We start from the raw sequence: 22160 nt of genomic DNA, 5'->3' as shown, positions 1-22160 counted from the left end.
TAAGTGATATTTATGTTTCAAATTTATTGTTTATTAAATATCTGTATAACTTTTAATTTCAAAGTCGGAGAGTAGATCATCATAGTCAAGGACGTATTGTGAACGAATTGTATTTCCTGATTTATCTTTTTTCTCAGTTTCAATCGTTACGGTGTCTCCATTTTTACTGTACTTGGTTACTTTAGGATCTGAATATTCAACATCATCTCCAGATTCAACTCTGTCTTCTATATGATCAGCTGCTTTAGAATCACTCTTAAAGTAACTAGATACATAAGAAAATTCTTCTTCCTCATATGCTTCATTTAAAGCGTCTGTATAATCTTCCATAAAGGTTTGAACATCTTCTTTTATTTCGGCATTCTTTTGATGTTTTTCAATCTGATCTTTATTAAACTTCAACTTAACAGGCACTGTTTTTTTACCTTTTTCTAACGTAGGTGCTTCTACTGAGTCTGTTTTAAATGTTTTGCCATCAACAGTTGTTTGTGCAAAGACATTTAATTTAGCATCTGGTTTATAGGGGCCATATAGATAATCATCATATATATCATAAGTTGATGTTTTCTTGTTATTTACATATAAATATATTTTTGAATTATCATTAATTGCTTCCTCATTGATACTAACATCTAAATATTTTTCGTTGAAATCTTCACTTACAGTATCATCATCAGACATTTTAATAACGATATAACCATCAAATGTATCTTTGCCTATCGTTTTCTTTGCTTTAAGTTTATAATCGCCGATTGGTAGTGTGGCAAAAACCTTTTCTTCATCTTGCGATAATTTGATTTTATGGTCTTTGTTATTATATTTGTATTCGATTGTACTGTTGCTATCAGGGTCGATTTTCACACTTTGTTTACCAACAGTGAAATCATAGTTATTGAAAATCCCATACTTCTTACCATTTTTTCTTATGTTTATAATTTCAGTATCATTCGCACTTACTGAAGCAATACCAGTTTTGTTTTCTTTCATGCTTTTAACATTACTTTCAATTTCATTTGCAATTCGATCTGGACTATCTGTTTCTTCAATATATTTGTATAGTGCTTTAGATTCTGTTTTATTTAAATTTCTTCCATTAAATTCTAAATCTTTTGCTAAGTTGTTAGTGTTACCCTTTTTTAAATCCTGAGCAACTGCTTTCGCTTGGTTTGTTGGAGATAATGTTGATTCAATAATTTTAAATAATACGAAAAACAAAATTAATATAATAACGATTACACCAACAATGATTAAAGTTTTTTTATTACTTTTATTGCTTTTGTTACTTTGCTTATTATCTTCTAAAGATTTTCCGCAATTGGTACAATTCTTTTGGTGGTCTTTTACTTTTGCGCCACAATTTCTACAATAATTCATCTGTTTAAACTCCTAAATATGATTGGAAAAGATCTATTGTACTTGAAATACTGCTTTCAACTATTATTCTTATAATAATTGCGATGATAATAAAATAAATTAAAATTCCATATACGACAGGAATACGTAAGTTACTTGATGAACTGTATTTAGCGAATAAATAAATAGGAGAAATAATAAATAGTAATAAACTGACAATAATTAAGAAAATAGCAAAGCTAGGTACTTGTATTAACAGGAAAATTGCACCGATAAAAAATAACAATGTAGCATATGTATTAAATGCAATGAAATCAGATAAAGTTTTATGGATGGTTGTTTTAATATTTAAAATTTTATTAATACCAACCGTAATTGCAAAGAGAACTACTAATGCGATAATTACAAAGAAGAATATTTTTGCAACGATAGATCCCTTTGAAATACCAAGATAACTTATCTCAGTAGGGATTAAGATAGAAGTGAAAATAAGCAATAAAATTAAGCCAATACCTAAAAGGGTTGCTATAAATTTATATGAGAAGGTCCTCGTACTTTCAATTTCTGAATCTAATTTTGTAAATACAGATTGGAAAAACCGCTTACCCTCAGCAAAAATATTACTTGAATACTGAGTAACATTTTGCTTGAATATCTCTACTCTTTCGTTGTTATTATTTGATGATTCAGGGGATTGAGAATTGGTTTGTAGTTGATTACCACATTCTCCACAAAAACGATCATTTTCACTTACTAATGAGCCGCAATTTGAGCAATGCATTGTAAACACTCCTTATTTTTAAGTTTATTTAGAGTTTACCATATTTTTTTGTAAAATTTTATAGAATTTTTAGAAAATACAATCAATTTACTAGTATTAAAATTAAAATGTTATGTTGTGGCATATGTTTTTTATTTGAAACAAAATGAGCACACTGCAAATTGACAAAATCTAAGTAAAAAGCCAGTGTTGTTTTCTTTTATTACAAAAGTGGTATAGATAACTTAATTTGAAATTATAAATTACATAAAGTATTAATTTCTTTGTGTATTTAAAAATTAGTTAAATATACTTGGTGCTTGGAGAGAGAACATGAAATTTATCAGCAATTATTGGCAATACCTTACTGTGTTCGTTGTGATTATACTTAGTTTATATATGGTTTTTTGGGGTTATCAACGTTTAGATGGACTGCAAATGATATTGATGTTTAGCATAATTGCGTTAGCTATACATCAATTTGAAGAATTTGTTTATCCTGGCGGGGCACCTATTGTAGTTAATAAAGCAAGTTTCAGAGAAGAAGTTGATTTTAGCCATTACCCAGGAAATACTTTGTCGACATTTGTCGTCAATATGAGTGTATATGTTCTTTATATATGCGCTTTAATATTTCCTCAACTTATTTGGTTAGGATTAGCGACTATGATATTTAATTTAATGCAGTTTTTTGGACATGGTTATTCAATAAATAGGGCACTAGGCACTTGGTATAATCCTGGGCTCGTATCTAGTGTGGTATTCTTTTTACCAATAAGTATTTATTATGTCTATTACGTTCATCATTTTCATCTAGTCAATTTTGTTACATGGATTTTAGCGATTTTAGTCTATTTCATAGCGGTCTTTTTAACTATTACTTTGCCATTTGAGAAGTTGAAAAGTAGAAAGTCGCAGTATGTCATTTCTGACTGGCAACATGAACGGTATAATAAAGTATTGGAATTTGCTAAATTTAAAAAAGGATAAAGCAAAGGCCCCTAATCTCTAGATAAAGAGTTAGGGGCTTATTTATTAGAAATTATCTAATGGTTTAAACATGGAAACAATGGTTAACGGATGTGATGTATCTTTATAGATTTGTTCTTGCTTATAAATATGGTAACCACTTTGTTTATAGAGATTAATGTTTTTCCAAATGTTAGCACGAACTTTACATTTAATTTTAGAAATTTGATGCTTCATACAGTAATCTTCTAAATGATTTAATAAAGATTTTGCAACTCCTTGTCTTTGATAAATAGGGAGTACAGAAAGGCGATAGAAATATAATTCTGTTTCTTCTATTTGAAAGCGTAACATACCGATTGCTTTGTCATCTTGATATGCTATTAAGGCACATTCCCCTTTATTAAATGCATTTTTTATTGTATTTATGGTCTCCTTTAATGCACTTGATGGTACGTTATCATATTGATACTCAGAAAAGGATTGTAGCATTATTTCATGAATAGTCATGACATCCGACTCTGAGTTTGTTGCAGATATGTTCAAATAATCACCTTCATTATTAAGATTTTCAACTAGTATAGTTGAAACTATTTAATTCGTAAATTATTTGGCAAAGGCCCCTAATCTCTAGATAAAGAGTTAGGGGCTTATTTAGATGTAAAAAAGCCAACGATTGAAGTACGTCACTCAATCGTTGGCTTATGATATAAAACTTATTTTGTCGGTATTGCGATTTCTTTTAATGCATTTTCTTGAACGGCTTTGGCTACTTCTGAGATAACGCGAGGATCTAAGGCATTTGGAATAACGAACTCGGGGTTTAGTTCATCTTCCGTGATGACACTGGCGATTGCTGTCGCTGCAGCAACTTTTGTATCCATTGAGATATATTTAGTTTTTGCATCTAAAATTCCTCTGAATATGCCAGGGAATGCAAGTAGATTGTTAATTTGGTTAGCGAAATCAGAGCGACCGGTACCTACTACTGCAGCACCTGCAGCTAATGCTTCTTCTGGATAGATTTCAGGTACTGGATTCGCTAGTGCAAAGATGATAGGTTGGTCATTCATAGATTTAATATGTGCTTGAGTAAGCACTTTTGGACCAGATACACCGATAAATACATCGGCACCATCAATAACTTGAGTTAAGTTACCACGCTGATGTGTACGATTAGTGCGCTGTGCAATGTCTTGTTGCGCAGTGTTCATCCAAGTTTCACCTTCACAAACTACACCTTCTAGACTGACAAGTGTTATATCTGTATAACCAGCTTCGAGCAGTAATTTAGCAATTGCAATACCAGCTGAACCGGCACCATTAATGATTATTTTAATGTCATAGTGTTCCTTTTCAACTACTTTAATAGCGTTAATTAATGCGGCTAAGACAACGATGGCTGTACCGTGTTGATCGTCATGGAATACAGGAATATCAAGTTCTTCGATAAGTCTTTTTTCAATTTCAAAGCAACGTGGTGCGGAAATATCTTCTAAATTGATTCCAGCAAAGTTAGGTTGTAATGCTTTGACAATTGAGATAATCTCTTCAGTGTCTTTAGTATCAAGCGAAATAGGGAAAGCATCAACACCTGCTAATTGCTTGAATAGAATACTTTTACCTTCCATAACTGGAATAGCAGCCTTAGGTCCAATGTCTCCTAAACCAAGAACGGCTGTACCATCGGTGATGACACCGATCATGTTACCGCGAGATGTAAGCGTGTTTGCCTTCGTTTCATCATTTGCGATAGCTGTACATACTTGTGAAACGCCAGGTGTATAAACAACACTCAAATCTTCTTCTGAATAGACATCAACTTTACTATTGATTGCTATCTTACCTGCATGTTGTTCGTGAAATTTAACTGGGTCTAACTTTTCTTCTTCTACTGACATTATGATTACTCCTTAATCCTTATTTAGTCTCTTATATTCATCATGCTATGTTAACTGAATAACTTTAATAATAAAGTGGCTAATATGACTGTTGATACGCCACCAATTCTTGTAGCGACTTGTGCGAAAGGCATTAACGCCATACGTTTAGATGCAGATAGAATAGCAACATCACCAGTTCCTCCTAAACCACTATGACAACCTGTAACGATGGCTGCATCGACAGGGTACATCTTCATAATTTTTCCAACAAAGTAGCCTGATGCAATCATCGTTAAGACAACTGCGGCACAAATAATGACATAGGCAGGTGTTACGATTTTAACGACATCACCTAGTGGAATATATAACATCCCTAAACCAACCATGAGTGGCCATGTTAAGCTAGTTGAGATAAATTTATATAAATGGTGTGCGCCTTCTTCCATTTTATTAGGCATCCAGCTTAAGCATTTAATGAATGTTGCAAATAAAATCATAATAACTGGTCCAGGAATACCAATAAATTTATGTCCAAGTGTACCTACAATAAAGAATGTACATGCGATTAATAAGCCAGCTCCCATTAGTGAAAAATCTACAGGTTTATCGCTCGCATCTTTTTCTTGTAATAAATCATCACCTTTATCTGCTTTTACTAGTGAACCATTACCAGATAGGTGTGTTTTCTTTTCACCTAAGCGCATCATTAAACCAGCACAGACTACTGCGAGTATATTACCGATAACGGCTGCCGGAATCATTTGCCCTACAAAGGATTCTGCAGATTCACCTAAAATAGATGAATACGCAATCGAAAGTGGTAAGATACCTTCACCAATTCCACCACCAATGATTGGCACAATGATAAAGAATAATGTATGTTTAACATCATATCCAAATAAAAGACCAACCAAGATACCCATACCTACAGCGGATAGTGTGCCGACGACTAATGGGACAAACATACGTGTAAAGCCTTGAATCAATACTTTTCCATTCATGCCTAAGATACTACCAACGACTAAGCAAGAAATGTAGAAATATAGGAAGTTGGAAGTTTTCATTAATGTTGTTACAGCTTTCATTGATGCCGGGTTAATCAAGTTTAAAAATACTAAAATGGACGGTATGAGTAATGCCAAAATTGCAGGACCGCCAATGTCCTTTAATATGGGTATACGGTTACCTAGATCACCTAATAAAATACCTAAGATCATGATGACTGCGAATCCGCCAATCATATCTGGTGGCAATGTATTGTAAACTGATGCAGCAAAGATAATGGCTGCCAATGTAACATAGAGTGGTAAAGGAACGACGCCAATCTTTATCTGCATGAGCTTAGCCCAAATCCCCTTTGACTTACCTTCTTGAACGTCATATTTCGCCTGTTCTTCGCCATCAACAGTAAGCGCTTTCATTTCGCTTTTTGAAATCATATTAATCCCCCTTAATTATCATATGCATATCATAGGATTAAATAAGGGAATTGCACAGTTTATGAAAGTTTAATAATCTTTTTGTAATTAAAAAAAGAGCAACAGTATCTTACATTTGTATACAACTGATATAGATGCTGTATAGTCTGCAAGGGTACTGCTGCTTTTAATTATGGTTAATAAAAATTTAACCCATACGCTATATATTCGAATAGCTTAATTTAAATAGGGCGTTAAATAATGTAAATTATCTTGCCTGAATTTATATTGATATACGGGACGACCAATGCCGTATGTTAGTGATTCTTCTAACACATTAATATCTGCAAGGAATTTCAGATATTTTCTAACTGAAACTCTAGAAACATCTGCAATTTCTGCTATTTCATCTGTTGAAAAGGTTTGTTTGCCAGAGTGGTTTACCTTATCGATAATAGCTTGAAGTGTACCTTTTGTTAAACCTTTAGGTAAGGTAGCTGTTCCATCGCTTTTTGTTTCTGATTTATTAAATAATCTACTGTCTAACGTTGATTGATCAAAGCTTTGATTTTCATTGAAAAATTGGTGCTTGTGTTTATATTGTAATAGCGACTGTTTAAAGCGCTCAAATTCAAATGGCTTTATGAGATAATCGATTGCACCATAACGCATTGCTGTTTGTATTTTATCTGCATCAGAAGCGGCAGTTATTAAAATTGCGTCTATTTTATAGTGATGTTCTCTTATATAAGTTAATAATGTTAGACCGTTTTCGTCTGGCATATAGACATCTAATAATACTAAGTCGATGGGTTGAGTTTCGATGACTGAAGTAGCGTCTTTTACATTATGTGTAATGTCGACTAAATCGTATCCTTCAACTTTTTCTATAAATTGTTTGTTTAGTTGAGCTACCATTGGATCGTCTTCCACTATAAGTACTCGTATCATTATTGATTCCTCTTTTCTGCATATGGCACTACTACTGTAAAGTGTGTATTTCCTCGAGTATTTGTCTGGAGGGTAATTTGACCTTCAAGGTTGTCGATACTTTGTTTAACAAGGTACAATCCATACCCCCTATGATCTCCTTTGGTAGAATAGCCTTTTTTGAAAATATCTGCCTCAGATGATTCAGATAAACCATGACCTGAATCGATCACATCTATTGTTAATATATCATTATTATATTGTAAATAAACTTCGATCGATTTGTGCTTAAGTTCAGCATTAGTTAAGGCTTCTAGACTGTTGTCAATCAGATTTCCAATAATTGTAATCGTATCGTGTGTTAAATATGAATGTTGTGGTTCTGGAATGACGGTTTGATTGATGATTTCAAGTTCAATATTATGTTCTCTTGCAAGGCTTAATTTTCCGATTAAAAAACCAGCCAAGGCTGCATCTTTGATATTGACTGCGATATTCTCATTTTCCTGGGTACCGTGTTCAACTATTTCATAAATATATTGCTTTAAGTCATTATAATTTTCCATTTGAATCATGCCTAAGATAACATGTAGGCGATTACTAAATTCGTGTGACTGTGCGCGCAAAGTTTCTGCATAAGTCTTTACACCAACTAATTGCTCAGATAATTGGCTGATTTCTGTTTTGTCTCTAAATGTTGAAATTGCACCGACAATTTCGTTATTCACATAGAGTGGCACACGATTTACTAATATTTTAATGCCATTAATATTTTGTTCTTCATCGACTTCCGGACGACCATTTTCTAATACTTTCGGAAGTTGGGTAGACTGCATATAGTCATTAATTTTGACGCCAATCGCTTTGTCTGGAAGACCTGCCTTACGGAAAATATCTTTCGCTGAACGATTAACTAAATTAATCTTACCTTCGTGGTCAACAGCCACAATACCTTCATGCACAGATTGTAGCATTGTATTACGTTCTTCTAGTAATTTAGCTATAGCAGAAGGTTCTAAACCGAGCAGTGTTTTTTTAATATAACGGGATACTAGAAAGGCACCTATAATACCTACCAAGATACCTAATACCGTACCGATTAAAATTTTCTTATTTCCATCGGCAAATGCCTCATTAACGTGTTTCATTGGTACACCAACAGCGACGACACCAATCTGCTTGTCATGACTGTCGTATATAGGAGTAAATGAGCGTAATGATTTACCGAGCGTTCCTTCTGAAATCGAAGACGTACTGTGACCGTGTAAAGCTTTAGTCTCATCGCCGCCTTGGAATCGCTCACCGATTAATTTTGGATTCGGATGCGATTTACGGATACCGTGCATGTCCATAACGACAATAAATTGGACACCCGTAGCCTTTTGTATTTCAGAAGTATATTTTTGAATCGACTGTGCTTCTTGTTTATGTTTTAAACCAGTTTTGACAATATCTGATTGTGCAATAGTACGTGAAATAACTTCAGACTTTTCTTCTGCAGTTTTTTGTACGGCATGACGTACTGTATTACTAATCAGTAAACTGGTGATTAACAGTGAAAATATAACCACTAAACAGACGTATATAATGATGATTGTACTAAGTTTAAGTTGTCGTTTTTGCAAAATAATTCCCATCCTAACTATGTTTAAACAATATATAAGTCAAATCATATCAGTTCTTAAAATTTTGATTCATTACATAAATTGTTACTAAATATATACTTATTTCTTCTAAATAAGAATATCTCAAAATTATAATTTTACAACCTTTAAATGGGAAATTAAGATATTTAAGGATTTAAAATACTACAATAGAAATGAGTTAATTAAACTAAAAGAGATTGTCACTATAAAGGTTAGTTTTTTATTATCATTGAAAAATCAGTTAAAATAAAAATAATACAATGCAGTTATTGTGATAGTGTAGTGATGTTATTTTGTGAGAGAAAAATGTTTTTCTCAAACATTGAATAGAATCTGTGAAAGATTGAGGAGATAAATAATGAGTGTATCAGAGGCGATATTTACAACAGGCGAATTTGCAACATTATGTGGAGTGAAAAAGCAAACACTGTTCCATTATGATGAAATCGGTATTTTACAACCAGAGTATAGAAATGACAAAGGCTATCGCTATTATTCCTTAAAGCAGCTTGAAATATTTAGTGTGATTGAGATATTAAAGGACTTACAGCTATCGTTGACTGAAATCAAGACATTTTTAGATGATAGATCAGTTACAGAAACGATTAAGTTGTTGGAGCATAAAGCGCATGAAATCGACCGGCAGATAAAGGAGATGGAGCAACTTAAATTATCAATTCAAAATCGTAGACAGCATTTAATAGAATCTAATGAAGCGGATTTCACGAATATCGAAATCGTTACTCTGCCTGAAAGTTATTATTTGCTTAGCGAAAGTGTTACAGGCAACTCGATGAAGGAGACATCTCATGCTTTAATGCGCTTTATTCGAGACAACCGGTTAGACTTCGGTCACCCTATCGGCGCACTGCTCTCTCAAGACCATATTATGAATGGGAATTATGATGACTATCAATATTTCTATATAAAGATAGATTATGGTATTGATCAGGCGCATCATATGCGAGCAGCAGGGCAGTTCGTTGTTGCCTATCATGAAGGTCACGATGATACGATATATAAGACACATAAGAGAATTAAGGCATTTTTAAAGCTGAAGGGTTATCAAATTGATGGTGATAGTTACGAAGAGTATGTTGTAGATGAGGTAAGTACAGACGGACCGGATAAATACGTCACAAAAATATGTATACCAGTAAAACAGAATGATTCATTTGAAAGGACATTATTGTAGTAATTGTAAAAAAATAAATCTCACTTGTTGACTATACGGTTACCGTATAGTTTATATTTTTTATTGTAGAGAAAGCAGGTGAGTATACATGACATTTAAAAAAGCAACGGTATTAGCATTAGTATCTAGTGCACTATTCTTAATCGTCATTGACATGACTGTATTATATACAGCGCTACCGATACTAACGCATGATTTACATGCTACAGCAACGGAAAAACTATGGATTGTTAATGCATACGCACTCGTCGTGGCAGGGTTATTACCAGGTTTAGGTACATTGGGTGACTATGTGGGGCATAAGCGTATGTTTTTAACAGGATTAATGATATTTGGAGCTGCCTCTGTGCTAGCTGCTAGTGCAACATCACCAGAGATGTTAATTATTGCAAGAGTGATACTAGCGATAGGCGCAGCAGCAATGATGCCACCCACATTATCTATAATTAAACGTACATTTGTCGATGAACAAGAGCGTGCATTTGCGTTAGGCGTATGGTCTGCAATCACAGCTGCAGGAGCAGGTTTAGGACCTGTAATTGGTGGTGGTTTGTTGGCCTACTTCTCTTGGCATTCAGTATTTATAATAAATATACCAATTGTGGTTATTGTCTTAATATTATCTTATTTATTTGTACCGAATTATCCTGTCCAGAAAACGGGGCGTTGGGATGTTATCAGTTCTATACAGATTATGGTTGGACTGATTAGTGTTGTTTACGCGATTAAAGAAGTTACTAAACAAGGACCGAATTTCATAATAGCAGGGACGACTTTGGTGATTGGTTTAATAGCGATTACTTTATTTATTATGAGACAACGTAAGGTTCAACAACCATTAATTAATTTGAAAATCTTTAAGAATATCCACTTTACGGTGGGGACGTTAGTTGCGATTGTTACAGCATTTACGATGATGGGATTTGAATATATCTTGTCTCAGCGATTACAATTTGTATTAGATTTAACAGCATTTCAAGCTGGATTAATAGTGATGACAATGTCCGTAGCTTCATTAGTTGGGGCAATAGGTATCGGCATGATTTTAACGAAGTATGGCACAATAAAGTTACAGTGGGTAACATTGATGATTGCTTGGGTTGGAATCATCTTGTTCTATTGGATACTTGATAGCTCTTTAGTGATTCAAATTATTACATTGATGCTAGTAGGATTAGGGCTCGGTGGTGCCATGACATTGGCATCTACAGCTATAATGACAAATACATCCGATGAAAATTCAAGTATGGCAGCATCTATAGAGGAAGTGTCATTTGAGTTTGGTGGATCATTAGGTATCGCAGTACTTGGAGGTTTGTTTTCAATGTTTTATAGCTTATCATTTAACTTTAAAGATAGTGGAATAGATTTGGCTAAGGCTAAAGGAAGTCTTGACGAAACTTTGATTCAAGCTGAACAGCAACCAGAGTCTATCAGCAAACCATTGATTGCAGCAGGGAAACTTGCATTTGATCAGTCATTTTCCATTATTATGATGATTGGTAGTGTGATTATAGGAGCAACTATTATTCTATTGATATTATTAGATTATAAAAACAAACGACAAACTTCAGTCATTGAATAAGTGAGCGCTGATATTATATTAGCTAAAATAAACTACTGACACTTAGGAGATGGAAAAAGGCAGCACAGATATAATCTATGAAAAAGGCAGTAAATGAGTTTATACATTCATTTACTGCCTTTATATTTATAATCATTTATCTGTTTAGTTCACTTATTTAATTACACTATCCTAGAAGTCATCTTTGACTGGTATGACTACCTATAAAACCGCGTTTAAAAGTATCTTAGTTCTATGTGTATTGTTTTTGCCATAAATATAAGGATTGGTAATTTATAATGAAATGTATTGTTTAGTTCGTTTTTTTCAAATAAATTGTTTATCCAATTAAATCTCGATTTCTATAGCCAACATAACCTAGAATAATCAAGATGATACTAATTAAAGTCATAATCGTAAATGGCATGATTTCAAAGCTTTCTTTTGGCATTTGAGGAAGCCAATTAAATAGTGCTGTTTTTGAAAACCAGTCAGGTAAATCTAAAATACCACCAAAATAATTGATAGCAAAATTATAGCCAAGATAAGCATAAGTTAATTTGCCAAGTCTCGGTGCCCAGCCAAGCGCCAAAGTAGCTAGCCCTGTGAAAAATAATATTGCTGGAAAATAGTTGCACCCAGCGGCAAGAAAATCTATAAGCTTTAACTCAACATGTCCATCCATTACAGTTAATGCAGTTCCACCTAGGCTAAGGGTAACCGCTAAAATACCAATAATGATAAACAATAATGCTAATCCAATCGTGGTCCAATAAAGTCTACCGCGCGTTACTTTAGTAGGGAAGATTTGACTAAAACGAAATTTACTTTCTTCAGAGAATAATTTATTAACAATTGCAATTGGTAATATCGTTACAAGACTCACCATAATGATCATTATCGTACTAGTGAATGAAGATTCTAGAGAATCGTTAGAATTAGCAAACATTTGTTTAATCATTGCATTACCTTCTATGAAATTCTGCATATCGCCATAAATTGAACCGTAAGCTATACCCATAGTTATAAAGGCAATAATCCAGCTAATAATTGCTGTTTTATTAATTTTAAATAATAAGCCATGGATAGACAATAATGATTTTTTAGCATGTGCTTTTCCTTTTAGCTCAGGTATATAACTCGCACCCATATCGCGTTTGCCTTCAAGTATCATAGCGATAATAACGACTACCATATTAAATAGGGTTGCCATGATGATTGGATACCAATGATTATCTGTAAAAGGATATCCAAGATAGCTCCAACCAAGCGGGTTAGCATAAGACAAATCAATATTAGAAACGTCTGTACCGGCACGAAGGATATATAATAAACCTACAATACCAAGAGATGCACCAGTAGCAGATGAAGCGGATGGCATGATTTGAGACATTATGAGTGCAATGCTACCTCCCATAATCCCAGTCATACCTATTGAGATGCCAAAGAGCAATGAGCCTTGCATTGTAATTGTATCTACATTAAAGCTCATCATAATCCCAAATATAAGCAACGATATTAACACGTTAACTAATAAGATTTCTATAAATGCAGCAAGAGAATTTGCTTGTCGCCCAACATGAAATGAACGTACTAGTTCAGTAAGTCCCAATTCCTCTTCTTTACGTGTATGACTAATCACATGTAACATGGACACAATCATTGAACATAGTCCGCAAAACAGTAGCATTTCATGTGCATACATCGCGCCCAAAGTGTAGTCTTTCGCTGTTTCTATAGGAGTAGGGCCAATGATAGAGATCATCGCAGGGTTTTGTAATGTTTCAAACATACCAATGAGCCCATTTCCTTTGGACATTTCTTTAAAAGAAGGAACAAATCCTGCAGAAAATATAGCAACAGATAGCACCCAAATCATTAATTTTTTCCAGTCGCGCTTTAAATACTGTAAAAAAAGTATGTGCCAAAGAGCAAATTTTTCACTCATCTCAAATGTACCTCCTAACTATTTTTATTTTCATAATGGCGCATAAACAACTCTTCCAAAGTTGGTGGTGTAGATTCAAATTTCTTAACACCTAATTTTGCGGCTTCATTCAAAATATGACTTAGCTGCTTATTATCTGCAGAAAATGTTGCTTGATTAAGGTGTTGCTTAAAGTCAAATACGCCTTCAACATTTGATAATTTAGACACATCTGTTTCTGTTTCTAGTGTTATCGTTGAAGATGTTAAATGTCTTAATTCATCGAGTGTTCCACTTTCTACAATTTCTCCTTGTCGAATAATAGCCACTCTATCTGCTAAACGTTCCACTTCACTTAAAATATGTGACGATAATAAAATGGATTTCCCATTATTTTTAATTTTTTCCACTTCTTCTTGAAATACGACTTCCATTAATGGATCTAATCCAGAAGTAGGTTCATCAAAAATATATAAATCTGAATCTACAGATAATGCTGATATCAAACCTACTTTTTGACGATTACCTTTTGAATAGCCCTTTGCTTTTTTCTTAGGATCTAGCTCGAAACGTTTTATGAGTTCATCACGTTTATCCGTATCACCATTACCATGTAATTTCATAAATAAATCGATGATTTCTCCGCCAGTCATATTACCCCATAATGCAACGTCTCCAGGTACATAAGATATATGTTTATGAATTTTTAAGCTCTCTTTCCACACATCTTTTCCGAAAATTTCTGCACTTCCTGCGTCACGTTTAATAGTTCCTAACAATATACGTAACGTGGTAGATTTCCCTGCACCATTAGGACCAATAAAGCCTAAGACTTCTCCTTTATTTACTGTAAAAGAAACGTTGTTTAAAGCTTTGAAATTTCCAAAACTTTTTTGTAAATGACTTATCTTTACAACTTCCTCCATAATAATTCTCCCCTTATAAAATGATTTGATTAATCATAGCTCGCCTTCATTATAGAAACTTCGCTTTAATATTTGAGCGTATACTTTCCATTCATTAAAGTACTGATTTCCAAATTCAGAAAAATTTTCAAACGAATTGATTTGATGAATCGCTTTTTCTCCAAAACCATACATTGTCCAATTAAGAATTTCTATTGCCTTGTTAATATCTATATCATCACGAAACTTTGAATAGTCTATGCCACTATATATTTTTTCATTTCCATGCTTATAGATAAGATTGATATTTTCCTCAATATAAGGTTTTACTTCTTCTGCTGATTCCTCATTTATAGATTTTAGAAAATCAAAAATTTCTGGATGATTCTGTTGTATATATAGTTTTTGCATACCGATATTCTCGAGTCGATTGAATACATCTGTTTCACTTAAATCAATTTCCGCATACATATTTTCTATAATTTGAACACTATAGCTAATTAAATAGCTATAAAGGTCCTTTTTATTATTAAAATAATTAAACAGTGATCCTTTAGATATTTGAGCATTCTTCACAATTTCATTTGTTGATGCCTTGTCATAGCCACTTTTCACAAATTCCTTAATAGCAGCATTTACAATAGTTCTTTGCTTAGCTGGCTTTAGATTATTAAACAAACTATTAATAAAAAGACCTCCCTTAAAATATAAATGACTACTTTGGTCATTTATAATATACAATGAATGACCAATGTGGTCAATGTATAAAATTTTGCAGATTAGATATAAAAAAGATTTATAAAGCCGTAGATTTTTAGTTCATAATACTTTAAATAAAACAGGAGAGGTGTGCTAGTATAATTTGATAAGTTAGAATATTTTGGATTAAATTTGGAAAATTGACTTAACAGACATATTTTGTCCCCTCTGTTGTTTAAATTAACGGAGTAAATAAATTTATTAGGGGGATTTTAGAATATGAAAAAGGCTTTGGTAGCAGCAACAATAGCAAGTTCGATTTTGGGTAGTGGAATTTATACAAGTCAAGCACATGCAGATGAAGAGAAAAGACAAATTAATGTGTTTACAGAAAAGGAATTTAATGAACATAGAACGGGTGCAACTGAAGGATTTGGAGGTGGGCCAGGCAGTGATGTGAGAATAGTTGATGGAAATGAAACTTACCAAGAATATCTTAACAGAGTGAAAAAAGGGCAAGCACTAAGTGAAAGTGCTGCTCCAATTGAATATATCTATCCAGAGGAAGCACAAAATATTCTGCAAGGAAATGCAACTAATAATGCAGTAAATCAAAATTCTGAAAATGCGAATAATGCAGCACAAGCTAATAATACTGTTACTAAGCAAAACAGTACATCTGTTAATAATGCTTCTGCTAATACAACAAATGAAGAATCAAAAGTACAAAGTTTGCCAGAAACTGGAGAACAACATTCAAATACTACATTAGGAACGTGGTTTGCATTTGCTATGTTAACAGTTGGTTCAATATTAACATTCAAACGATTTTTAAAAAATCACAAATAGCATGTTAAAATTGTCAGTGTTCACAATAGTTAAATTTATTGAAACATAAAAATAGTGTACTGATAATAACTCATAATCATTTTACTTTTTATATCAAATTGGTATGTTGAGACTAATTTCTTATAATACCAATTTAGTATGGAACTTAAATATCCCCTCACTATTAGGTTGGTGAGGGGATTAATTTATTAATGAAACAATTATTTTATGGCTATTGGTCTTAACTCGTATTACCTTCCCATAATTCAACCGGTAGTACATACCCCTTTTCTGTAGCTTCGTTTGCCAAACGCTTTTTTAAGATGTCTAGTGCAGTTTCAGCCATACGATCAATGGGGTGGATAAACGTTGTTTTTCGGTGAGGCTGTATTATACTTCAGTATTATAATATAATGTCCCAAAGACTAATTTATTTTCAAAGTCATAGTTAACTTTATCAGTTTTTAAATTAAGTTATAAGTAAAGTGGAGTTATGAAAGAGATAGATAAGTCAATTGGGAAAGCACTATTCTTTAAATTTTCCACATTTTGACAGTCAAATTAATATTTGATAAATTTAAGTAGAATGATTATTCTACTTAAATGAGTGATGACTATGTCGAAAAAAAAGGCTGATTTGTTAGAAGTTGCTGAAAATTTATTCTATAAATATGGTTTTAATGGTGTGGGTTTGAAGCAAATAATTCAAGAAGCGAATGTGGCAACTATGACCATGTATAATCACTTTTCTTCAAAGGAAAGATTAGTTGAAGAAGTGTTAGTTCAACGTGAAAAGCGCTATTGGTCATACCTTGATAATAGCGTTGAAAGTAGCGAGACGCAACCTTTCATTATGGCTGTTAAAGGACATTGTAACTGGTTAAAAGATTATTCTTACCAAGGAGATATGTTTCTTCGTGCAATTGAAGATTATTCTGGTGTAGATGCTGAAATCGAAAATGTTGCGAGAGGTCATAAACAGCGTTTATTAAATTATTTAGAGACCATAGCTGAGAAATCTGGACTGAGAAATGGTCATGATTTGGCTATTCGTTACACACTTTTGATGGAAGGTACTACGTCAATGACTACTTTGATTGGTGTTGATAAAGCGACTGATCATGCATTGGATATTGCTGCACTATTTGTGAGTGAAGCAACGAAAGCATAGAAACAATTAAGAGATTGATAAGTTATCAATCTCTTAAAAAATCGACTTAACTATAATGAACGTTCTATATAAAAAAAGGGGGGTCGGAATGAGATTTTCTAAATTAGTATTGCCTGGTATTGCAATGATAGCAACGACTTATGGATTAGCAAGATTTAGCTTTGGACTATTTTTACCTAATATTTCACATGATTTAAACCTAAGTGCATCTCAAGCTGGAATAATCTCATCTTTATTTTATTTATCGTATTGTTTCACTATTGTCTTTTCAACATTAAGAACCGATAAAATTGGACCTAAAAATATGATATTACTTGCAGGTTTATCTGCTTTAATTGGACTATTATTAATTGCTGTTTCGCAAGGTTCAATTTTACTTGCTATTGCAGTTATTTTTGCAGGAGGCAGTACAGGATTAGTTTCTCCTCCTTATGGTTATACTATTTCATTGTGGATAAAATGGTCGGAACAAGGTAAAGCCAATACATGGATTAATTCAGGAACGAGTTTGGGACTAATGTTTACAGGAATTACTGCTATGATTGCGTTCTTGGATTGGAGAATGACTTATTTTGTTTACAGTGCCATTGCTTTAATAGTCATAGTGTGGAATTTTATCGCAATCCCTTCTTTAGATAGAAACCTTAAGATTGAAACAGGAACGTTAAATATAAGGGATATTAATAGTAGTAAAAAAATAATGCTTGCTTCTATAATCATAGGCTTTTCAACTGCTCCGTTTTGGACATTTTCTAAATCATTTGTCGAAAGTACGGGAAAGTATTCTAATATAGAACTATCCATATTTTGGATTCTTATTGGTCTTTTTGGAGTTATAGGAGGAATGTCAGGTCATATCATTGATAAGTATAGTTTACATGTTGCTTATAACATTGGTGTGATTCTAGTTTCATTTTCTTCGATATTACTTGCGTTTATACGTTATATTTGGGTGCTTCCTTTTGCAACTTCTTCAATATTTGGTATGAGTTATATATTTATAACAGGTGTATTACTGGTTTGGGGTGTGAAAATTTTTGTGAAAAATGCTTCTTTAGGCATTGGCATACCTTTTTTAATGTTGGCTTTAGGACAAGTTATCGGATCAATGATGTCAGGTAGTTTAATAGATAGTCTTAATTATAGTGCGACATTCATTATTTATGGCTTAGTTGGTTTATTAGCATTAATTCTGTATCCAACAATTGAAGTAAAACCAACTAAAATAAATAAAGATGAACAATACACTGAGCTTCAGAAAGTAAATAAAACATTTAAAGAAATTTAAAAGTGTATGTATTGGATTTTATTGAAAAATAAGTATTTCAGACGTTGAATCTATATTACATTGTGATGGTGTGTGAAGGATATATTGGGATTTCGACATTTTTGTTAACGATGAATAAAGAATAAGAAAATATATGAAATTAATTCATCTTTTAGTAGATGAATTGTGGTAAATTAAGTTAGAAAATATATTTTGGAGGTTGGATGATGGAATCAACATTACCGAATTGTCCTGAATGTGGTTCAGAATACACATATGAGGATGGGAATTTATTGGTTTGCCCAATGTGTAATCATGAATGGTCTGCTGAAGATGATACTGCTGTAGAAGAGAATGAAATTAAAGATGTTAATGGTCAAGTGTTAAATGATGGTGATGATGTCACTGTAATTAAAGACTTGAAAGTTAAAGGTGTGTCTTCTGTAATCAAGCAAGGTACTAAAGTAAAAGGTATTCGCTTAGTAGATCCAGAAGATGGTCACGATATTGATTGCAAAGTTCCAGGTATTGGACAAGTGGGTTTAAAATCTTCTGTAGTTAAAAAAGTGAATAAGTAATTTATTAATATACTGAAATACAAATTAGACCCCAGAGGTTAGATGGAATCTAGCTTTTGGGGTTCTTAGGCGTTGAAAAAATAAATTGTTATTGAATTTGTTACAGTAATTTAAATAAACTAACGAGAGCGTTTAATATAGTAATAATTAAAAATACTAATTTAATTTTAGATTTATCAATAATTGAAAAACACCACAAAATCACACTATATAAACCTGCAGATAATAGTATTGTGAAGATTATGATTAAGAAATTTTGAGAAACATTTTCTCCATTGTTTAGCAGTGTCAATACAGCAGTTATCACTGCCCCTGGTAAAATTGAAGTTATAAAGAGAAAAACATTTAAACCAATAGAGAATTTTTGCTTCGTACCTAATACGCCAACGATGATTTTATAAATTAAAGACTGAAAAATAATGAGAATGAGTCCACAAAGGACTGTTAAAATGTTTAACCAGAATAAGGCTAATGCGGAATTTATATGTATATCTATTGGCATATGTTCTACTTTATTTTCTAAAATTGATTTAGCTGATATTTGAATAGTCGCAGTATAAATAATGACAAATAAAACAGTTAAAACAACCTGATACTTTGTTAGTTTAATCATAAGCACCATCCTTTCAAAGATAAATAAATTTCAAGAGATTCTATTAATGCAGCTATCAAATAAATTGGAAATAGATAAACGAGTACTTTAGTAACGAGTTCCTTAAAATTTGTTCTTTCCTTTTTAATAAGCCTAAATAAATCTAAATTTTCTAGAGAAATGTAAAATTAATATCCAACCTATTAACTCGAAAGGGATATGAATAGTCGAAAATAATAAATGCTCTAAGTTAGTAGATTTCATGATACTTCCTATAATAATTCCAAGATAAAAACTATTGATAATGATGATCGGAATAGCAGTTATATCTGTTAGAGTAATTAATAATAAGCCGATTAACATATTATGGATAAATATAGTTAATACATTTTTCTCTTCTATAAAAGAAGAGTTTTTTGGTAAGTCAATAGATAGACAAAAAGCAATTGAGATTATTATCGGTACTATTATGATTAAGCTATATGCTAAAAATAGCATTAACACATTCTTACGTTTAATCATAATTTTTATCCATTTCTATAATTTTAAAATCTGATATGTAAAATCTTTTATCAATTGGGACCTCAACATCATTATGTGATATATAAATAATTGTTCTCTTTAATTTTTTGGATAAATTAATAAAAATATTCGATAACGATGCTTTAGATGCTTTGTCCAATGCATTAAAAGGTTCATCCAATAGAACAATTTTATCTTTATTAATAAAGGAAATAATGATAGTTAATTTTTGCTGTTGTCCTAACGACATATTTTTATATCTTGTTGTAAACAAGGGTTGTATATTTAATTCTTGAAATATTTGGATATAGTCCACAAATTCATCAGCTTTTTTATTGTTTAATTTAAAGAATAATAATATTAATTCTTTACCAGTTAATTCATTAAAGGGTAGACATTCGGTGGTAATAAATTCAAAATCTTGATTTGGAGAAATAGTGAATTCAGTTTGAAGATTTCCTGATAAGATATGGAATAGAGTTGTTTTTCCGATACCATTATCTCCGTCAATCCTATTTATAGTTTCTTTGCTAATTGTAAAATTGGTGTTTTGAAAGATAACTTTATCTGCATATTGAAAAGTTAAATTTGAGATTTTAATATCAGTCATTAATATTCGCCTCAATTCTATTTTTAAAATTAGTTTTACCTTCTTTTTTAAATATAACGGCCAATACGACTAATAGTATGTATGAAATAACGATAACTATAGTTAATTTACTTGTCAGATGATAAAAAATATTTTTGCTCGTTATTAACATTATGCTTATACCTATCAAAAAAATATAAGGTAATTGTTTTTTTGTATGTTGTCTTAAGTTTTCTCTTTGGGAAATGGATAATATTTTAAAGCTATATAATGAAAATGCACTGTCTATATACCAAATTAAAATCAATAAAGGAAATAACCACCATGCCCAGTAATTAAATAGATATCTGCATTCTATTAAAAATACTAAAGCCATTGAATTAAGTATTAATAAATTATTACGATCTAATATTTTTAATAAATCTACTTCTATAGTCATTGATTTAAGAGTATATTTAACAAAGTTAGCGTACCAATCTATATTAATAAGTATAGGATTTTGAATTTGTATAGTAATGATTGAAATACAATATAGTAGCAAGATATAGCCAATAAATTGTATATGAGTTAGGGAAATAGATAAAGCCTTAGGAAGCGATATAGCAAGGTATTGACCGATTAATAAAAATATTGGAACATTTAAAAATACAGGATATTTAAGCTTGAGTATTTGATTGAAGATAATAAATTGGCATTTTCTATTATTACGATTACAGGGTTTATTAACAAACAGATGATAACAAGTTGCCAATAAGGTAATCATAGCGCCCCCATACCAAATACGTGGTTCTATATTTAAACTAAAGAAAATAGCAACATTATATAAGCAAAGTCCAGTGAAAAATATATAAGCTGAGTTTATAAGTATTTGATGATAACATCTAATTATTATAAATATGAATATTAATAACAATAACGTAATCCATACATTATAGAATCGACCTAGCACACATAAAATTAAAATTATGGAAGCTAAGTATTCTTGTCCAAAAATAAGTTTATATAGTAAGTTTAAATAAAAAGATCGCTTATTTATGGTATTACCTCTATTTATAGAAATGAGAATAGCAGTTAGTTTTGTAATTAATACGATTAAAAGTGAAAGCACCATTATTTGAAAATTTAAGTCATTGATGTCTACTGAATATTTATCTAGAAGTATTTGTGCATTAATTGGTATGAACAATATTATACATATAGCACCTACTAAAGAAATGATATTCATTAAAAAACTTGATTTAACAAAAAGAAGAGAGTAAGGTTCAAGTTCTATAAAATATCTTTGTAAATATACTCTCAATTTACTTTCTTTTTGGCGGATATATTGCATTACAAGATACTTTAGCACATGAACCCACTCCCAC

General features: G+C 31.9%; 20 protein-coding genes. 7 read left to right on the top strand and 13 right to left on the bottom strand.

The window, feature by feature from the left end; all coding sequences use genetic code 11:
* Window positions 1-33 precede the first annotated feature (33 nt).
* On the bottom strand, window positions 34-1374 hold the full coding sequence (locus tag ACF91D_RS14155) for a TcaA NTF2-like domain-containing protein (protein WP_107589816.1): 1341 nt from the start codon (window positions 1372-1374) through the stop codon (window positions 34-36).
* Window positions 1375-1378: 4 nt separating this feature from the next.
* Entirely contained in the window at window positions 1379-2134 is a 756-nt protein-coding gene (locus ACF91D_RS14150; protein WP_107589815.1) for a zinc ribbon domain-containing protein, read from the bottom strand.
* Window positions 2135-2446: 312 nt separating this feature from the next.
* On the opposite strand from ACF91D_RS14150, the gene ACF91D_RS14145 reads away from it, so the two are divergent.
* The gene (locus tag ACF91D_RS14145) at window positions 2447-3103 is read left to right on the top strand and encodes an HXXEE domain-containing protein (protein WP_107513220.1); all 657 of its coding nucleotides are present in this window, start codon (window positions 2447-2449) and stop codon (window positions 3101-3103) included.
* A 45-nt stretch (window positions 3104-3148) separates the two neighbouring features.
* Here ACF91D_RS14145 and ACF91D_RS14140 read toward each other — a convergent pair whose 3' ends face one another.
* From ACF91D_RS14140 to dcuS, 5 genes are all read right to left on the bottom strand, one after another.
* Window positions 3149-3628 carry a GNAT family N-acetyltransferase gene (locus tag ACF91D_RS14140; RefSeq protein ID WP_107589814.1) on the bottom strand — a complete coding sequence of 160 codons (480 nt, stop codon included), beginning with the start codon at window positions 3626-3628 and terminating at the stop codon, window positions 3149-3151.
* A 170-nt stretch (window positions 3629-3798) separates the two neighbouring features.
* The gene (locus ACF91D_RS14135) at window positions 3799-4983 is read right to left on the bottom strand and encodes an NAD(P)-dependent malic enzyme (protein ID WP_107589813.1); all 1185 of its coding nucleotides are present in this window, start codon (window positions 4981-4983) and stop codon (window positions 3799-3801) included.
* Between the two features lie 50 nt (window positions 4984-5033).
* Entirely contained in the window at window positions 5034-6404 is a 1371-nt protein-coding gene (locus ACF91D_RS14130; RefSeq protein WP_107527333.1) for a 2-hydroxycarboxylate transporter family protein, read from the bottom strand.
* A 216-nt stretch (window positions 6405-6620) separates the two neighbouring features.
* Window positions 6621-7334, bottom strand: a complete 714-nt coding sequence (locus ACF91D_RS14125) for a response regulator (RefSeq protein ID WP_107589812.1) — start codon at window positions 7332-7334, stop codon at window positions 6621-6623.
* On the bottom strand, window positions 7334-8938 hold the full coding sequence (dcuS, locus tag ACF91D_RS14120; protein WP_107589811.1) for a DcuS/MalK family sensor histidine kinase: 1605 nt from the start codon (window positions 8936-8938) through the stop codon (window positions 7334-7336). The genes ACF91D_RS14125 and dcuS overlap by 1 nt, the downstream gene beginning before the upstream one ends.
* Window positions 8939-9317: 379 nt before the next feature.
* Between dcuS and ACF91D_RS14115 the strand changes: the two genes are divergently transcribed.
* Both ACF91D_RS14115 and ACF91D_RS14110 read left to right on the top strand, forming a co-directional pair.
* Entirely contained in the window at window positions 9318-10154 is an 837-nt protein-coding gene (locus tag ACF91D_RS14115) for a MerR family transcriptional regulator (RefSeq protein WP_107589810.1), read from the top strand.
* Window positions 10155-10242: 88 nt separating this feature from the next.
* The gene (locus ACF91D_RS14110; protein ID WP_107589809.1) at window positions 10243-11739 is read left to right on the top strand and encodes an MFS transporter; all 1497 of its coding nucleotides are present in this window, start codon (window positions 10243-10245) and stop codon (window positions 11737-11739) included.
* 319 nt (window positions 11740-12058) lie between these two features.
* Here the strand turns inward: ACF91D_RS14110 and ACF91D_RS14105 are convergent, their stop codons facing one another.
* Genes ACF91D_RS14105 through ACF91D_RS14095 form a run of 3 tightly spaced genes read right to left on the bottom strand, consistent with a single transcriptional unit; the run spans window position 12059 to window position 15228 of the window.
* Entirely contained in the window at window positions 12059-13666 is a 1608-nt protein-coding gene (locus tag ACF91D_RS14105) for an ABC transporter permease (RefSeq protein WP_107589808.1), read from the bottom strand.
* Window positions 13667-13680: 14 nt separating this feature from the next.
* Window positions 13681-14571 carry an ABC transporter ATP-binding protein gene (locus ACF91D_RS14100; RefSeq protein WP_103298476.1) on the bottom strand — a complete coding sequence of 297 codons (891 nt, stop codon included), beginning with the start codon at window positions 14569-14571 and terminating at the stop codon, window positions 13681-13683.
* Window positions 14572-14604: 33 nt separating this feature from the next.
* Entirely contained in the window at window positions 14605-15228 is a 624-nt protein-coding gene (locus tag ACF91D_RS14095) for a TetR/AcrR family transcriptional regulator (RefSeq protein ID WP_232166640.1), read from the bottom strand.
* A gap of 300 nt (window positions 15229-15528) precedes the next feature.
* On the opposite strand from ACF91D_RS14095, the gene ACF91D_RS14090 reads away from it, so the two are divergent.
* The 4 genes from ACF91D_RS14090 (at window position 15529) to ACF91D_RS14075 (ending at window position 19093) form a co-directional block, all read left to right on the top strand.
* A complete protein-coding gene (locus tag ACF91D_RS14090; protein WP_107589807.1) occupies window positions 15529-16098 on the top strand; it encodes an LPXTG cell wall anchor domain-containing protein in 570 nt (189 codons plus the stop codon).
* A 595-nt stretch (window positions 16099-16693) separates the two neighbouring features.
* Window positions 16694-17248: a TetR/AcrR family transcriptional regulator gene (locus ACF91D_RS14085; protein WP_107589806.1), complete on the top strand. Its 555-nt coding sequence runs from the start codon at window positions 16694-16696 to the stop codon at window positions 17246-17248.
* Between the two features lie 88 nt (window positions 17249-17336).
* Complete coding sequence (locus ACF91D_RS14080) at window positions 17337-18536, top strand: MFS transporter (protein WP_107589805.1); 1200 nt, start codon at window positions 17337-17339, stop codon at window positions 18534-18536.
* A 206-nt stretch (window positions 18537-18742) separates the two neighbouring features.
* The gene (locus tag ACF91D_RS14075) at window positions 18743-19093 is read left to right on the top strand and encodes a zinc ribbon domain-containing protein YjdM (protein ID WP_042737758.1); all 351 of its coding nucleotides are present in this window, start codon (window positions 18743-18745) and stop codon (window positions 19091-19093) included.
* Window positions 19094-19193: 100 nt separating this feature from the next.
* On the opposite strand, the gene ACF91D_RS14070 is transcribed toward ACF91D_RS14075, so the two are convergent.
* From ACF91D_RS14070 to ACF91D_RS14060, 3 genes are all read right to left on the bottom strand, one after another.
* On the bottom strand, window positions 19194-19706 hold the full coding sequence (locus ACF91D_RS14070) for a hypothetical protein (protein ID WP_107591380.1): 513 nt from the start codon (window positions 19704-19706) through the stop codon (window positions 19194-19196).
* Between the two features lie 493 nt (window positions 19707-20199).
* Complete coding sequence (locus tag ACF91D_RS14065) at window positions 20200-20817, bottom strand: ATP-binding cassette domain-containing protein (protein ID WP_107589802.1); 618 nt, start codon at window positions 20815-20817, stop codon at window positions 20200-20202.
* A complete protein-coding gene (locus ACF91D_RS14060; RefSeq protein ID WP_107589801.1) occupies window positions 20810-22144 on the bottom strand; it encodes a hypothetical protein in 1335 nt (444 codons plus the stop codon). Before ACF91D_RS14060 ends, ACF91D_RS14065 begins: the two co-directional genes overlap by 8 nt.
* Between the last annotated feature and the right edge of the window lie 16 nt (window positions 22145-22160).

The sequence above is a fragment of the Staphylococcus sp. 231237_7MaSpsaltlick genome, assembly GCF_043107035.1.
The sequence above is the reverse complement of the archived record's forward strand: the minus strand, read 5'-3'. Positions and strand labels throughout refer to the sequence as shown.

Bases quoted from the DNA above. Each gene is read 5' to 3' on its own strand.
- ACF91D_RS14085 (WP_107589806.1), top strand. From the start codon at position 16,694: ATGTCGAAAAAAAAGGCTGATTTGTTAGAAGTTGCTGAAAATTTATTC.
- ACF91D_RS14100 (WP_103298476.1), bottom strand. From the start codon at position 14,571: ATGGAGGAAGTTGTAAAGATAAGTCATTTACAAAAAAGTTTTGGAAAT.
- ACF91D_RS14145 (WP_107513220.1), top strand. From the start codon at position 2,447: ATGAAATTTATCAGCAATTATTGGCAATACCTTACTGTGTTCGTTGTG.
- ACF91D_RS14125 (WP_107589812.1), bottom strand. From the start codon at position 7,334: ATGATACGAGTACTTATAGTGGAAGACGATCCAATGGTAGCTCAACTA.
- ACF91D_RS14130 (WP_107527333.1), bottom strand. From the start codon at position 6,404: ATGATTTCAAAAAGCGAAATGAAAGCGCTTACTGTTGATGGCGAAGAA.
- ACF91D_RS14070 (WP_107591380.1), bottom strand. From the start codon at position 19,706: ATGATTAAACTAACAAAGTATCAGGTTGTTTTAACTGTTTTATTTGTC.
- ACF91D_RS14075 (WP_042737758.1), top strand. From the start codon at position 18,743: ATGGAATCAACATTACCGAATTGTCCTGAATGTGGTTCAGAATACACA.
- ACF91D_RS14105 (WP_107589808.1), bottom strand. From the start codon at position 13,666: ATGAGTGAAAAATTTGCTCTTTGGCACATACTTTTTTTACAGTATTTA.
- ACF91D_RS14065 (WP_107589802.1), bottom strand. From the start codon at position 20,817: ATGACTGATATTAAAATCTCAAATTTAACTTTTCAATATGCAGATAAA.
- ACF91D_RS14155 (WP_107589816.1), bottom strand. From the start codon at position 1,374: ATGAATTATTGTAGAAATTGTGGCGCAAAAGTAAAAGACCACCAAAAG.
- ACF91D_RS14115 (WP_107589810.1), top strand. From the start codon at position 9,318: ATGAGTGTATCAGAGGCGATATTTACAACAGGCGAATTTGCAACATTA.
- ACF91D_RS14110 (WP_107589809.1), top strand. From the start codon at position 10,243: ATGACATTTAAAAAAGCAACGGTATTAGCATTAGTATCTAGTGCACTA.
- ACF91D_RS14150 (WP_107589815.1), bottom strand. From the start codon at position 2,134: ATGCATTGCTCAAATTGCGGCTCATTAGTAAGTGAAAATGATCGTTTT.
- ACF91D_RS14080 (WP_107589805.1), top strand. From the start codon at position 17,337: ATGAGATTTTCTAAATTAGTATTGCCTGGTATTGCAATGATAGCAACG.
- ACF91D_RS14135 (WP_107589813.1), bottom strand. From the start codon at position 4,983: ATGTCAGTAGAAGAAGAAAAGTTAGACCCAGTTAAATTTCACGAACAA.
- ACF91D_RS14090 (WP_107589807.1), top strand. From the start codon at position 15,529: ATGAAAAAGGCTTTGGTAGCAGCAACAATAGCAAGTTCGATTTTGGGT.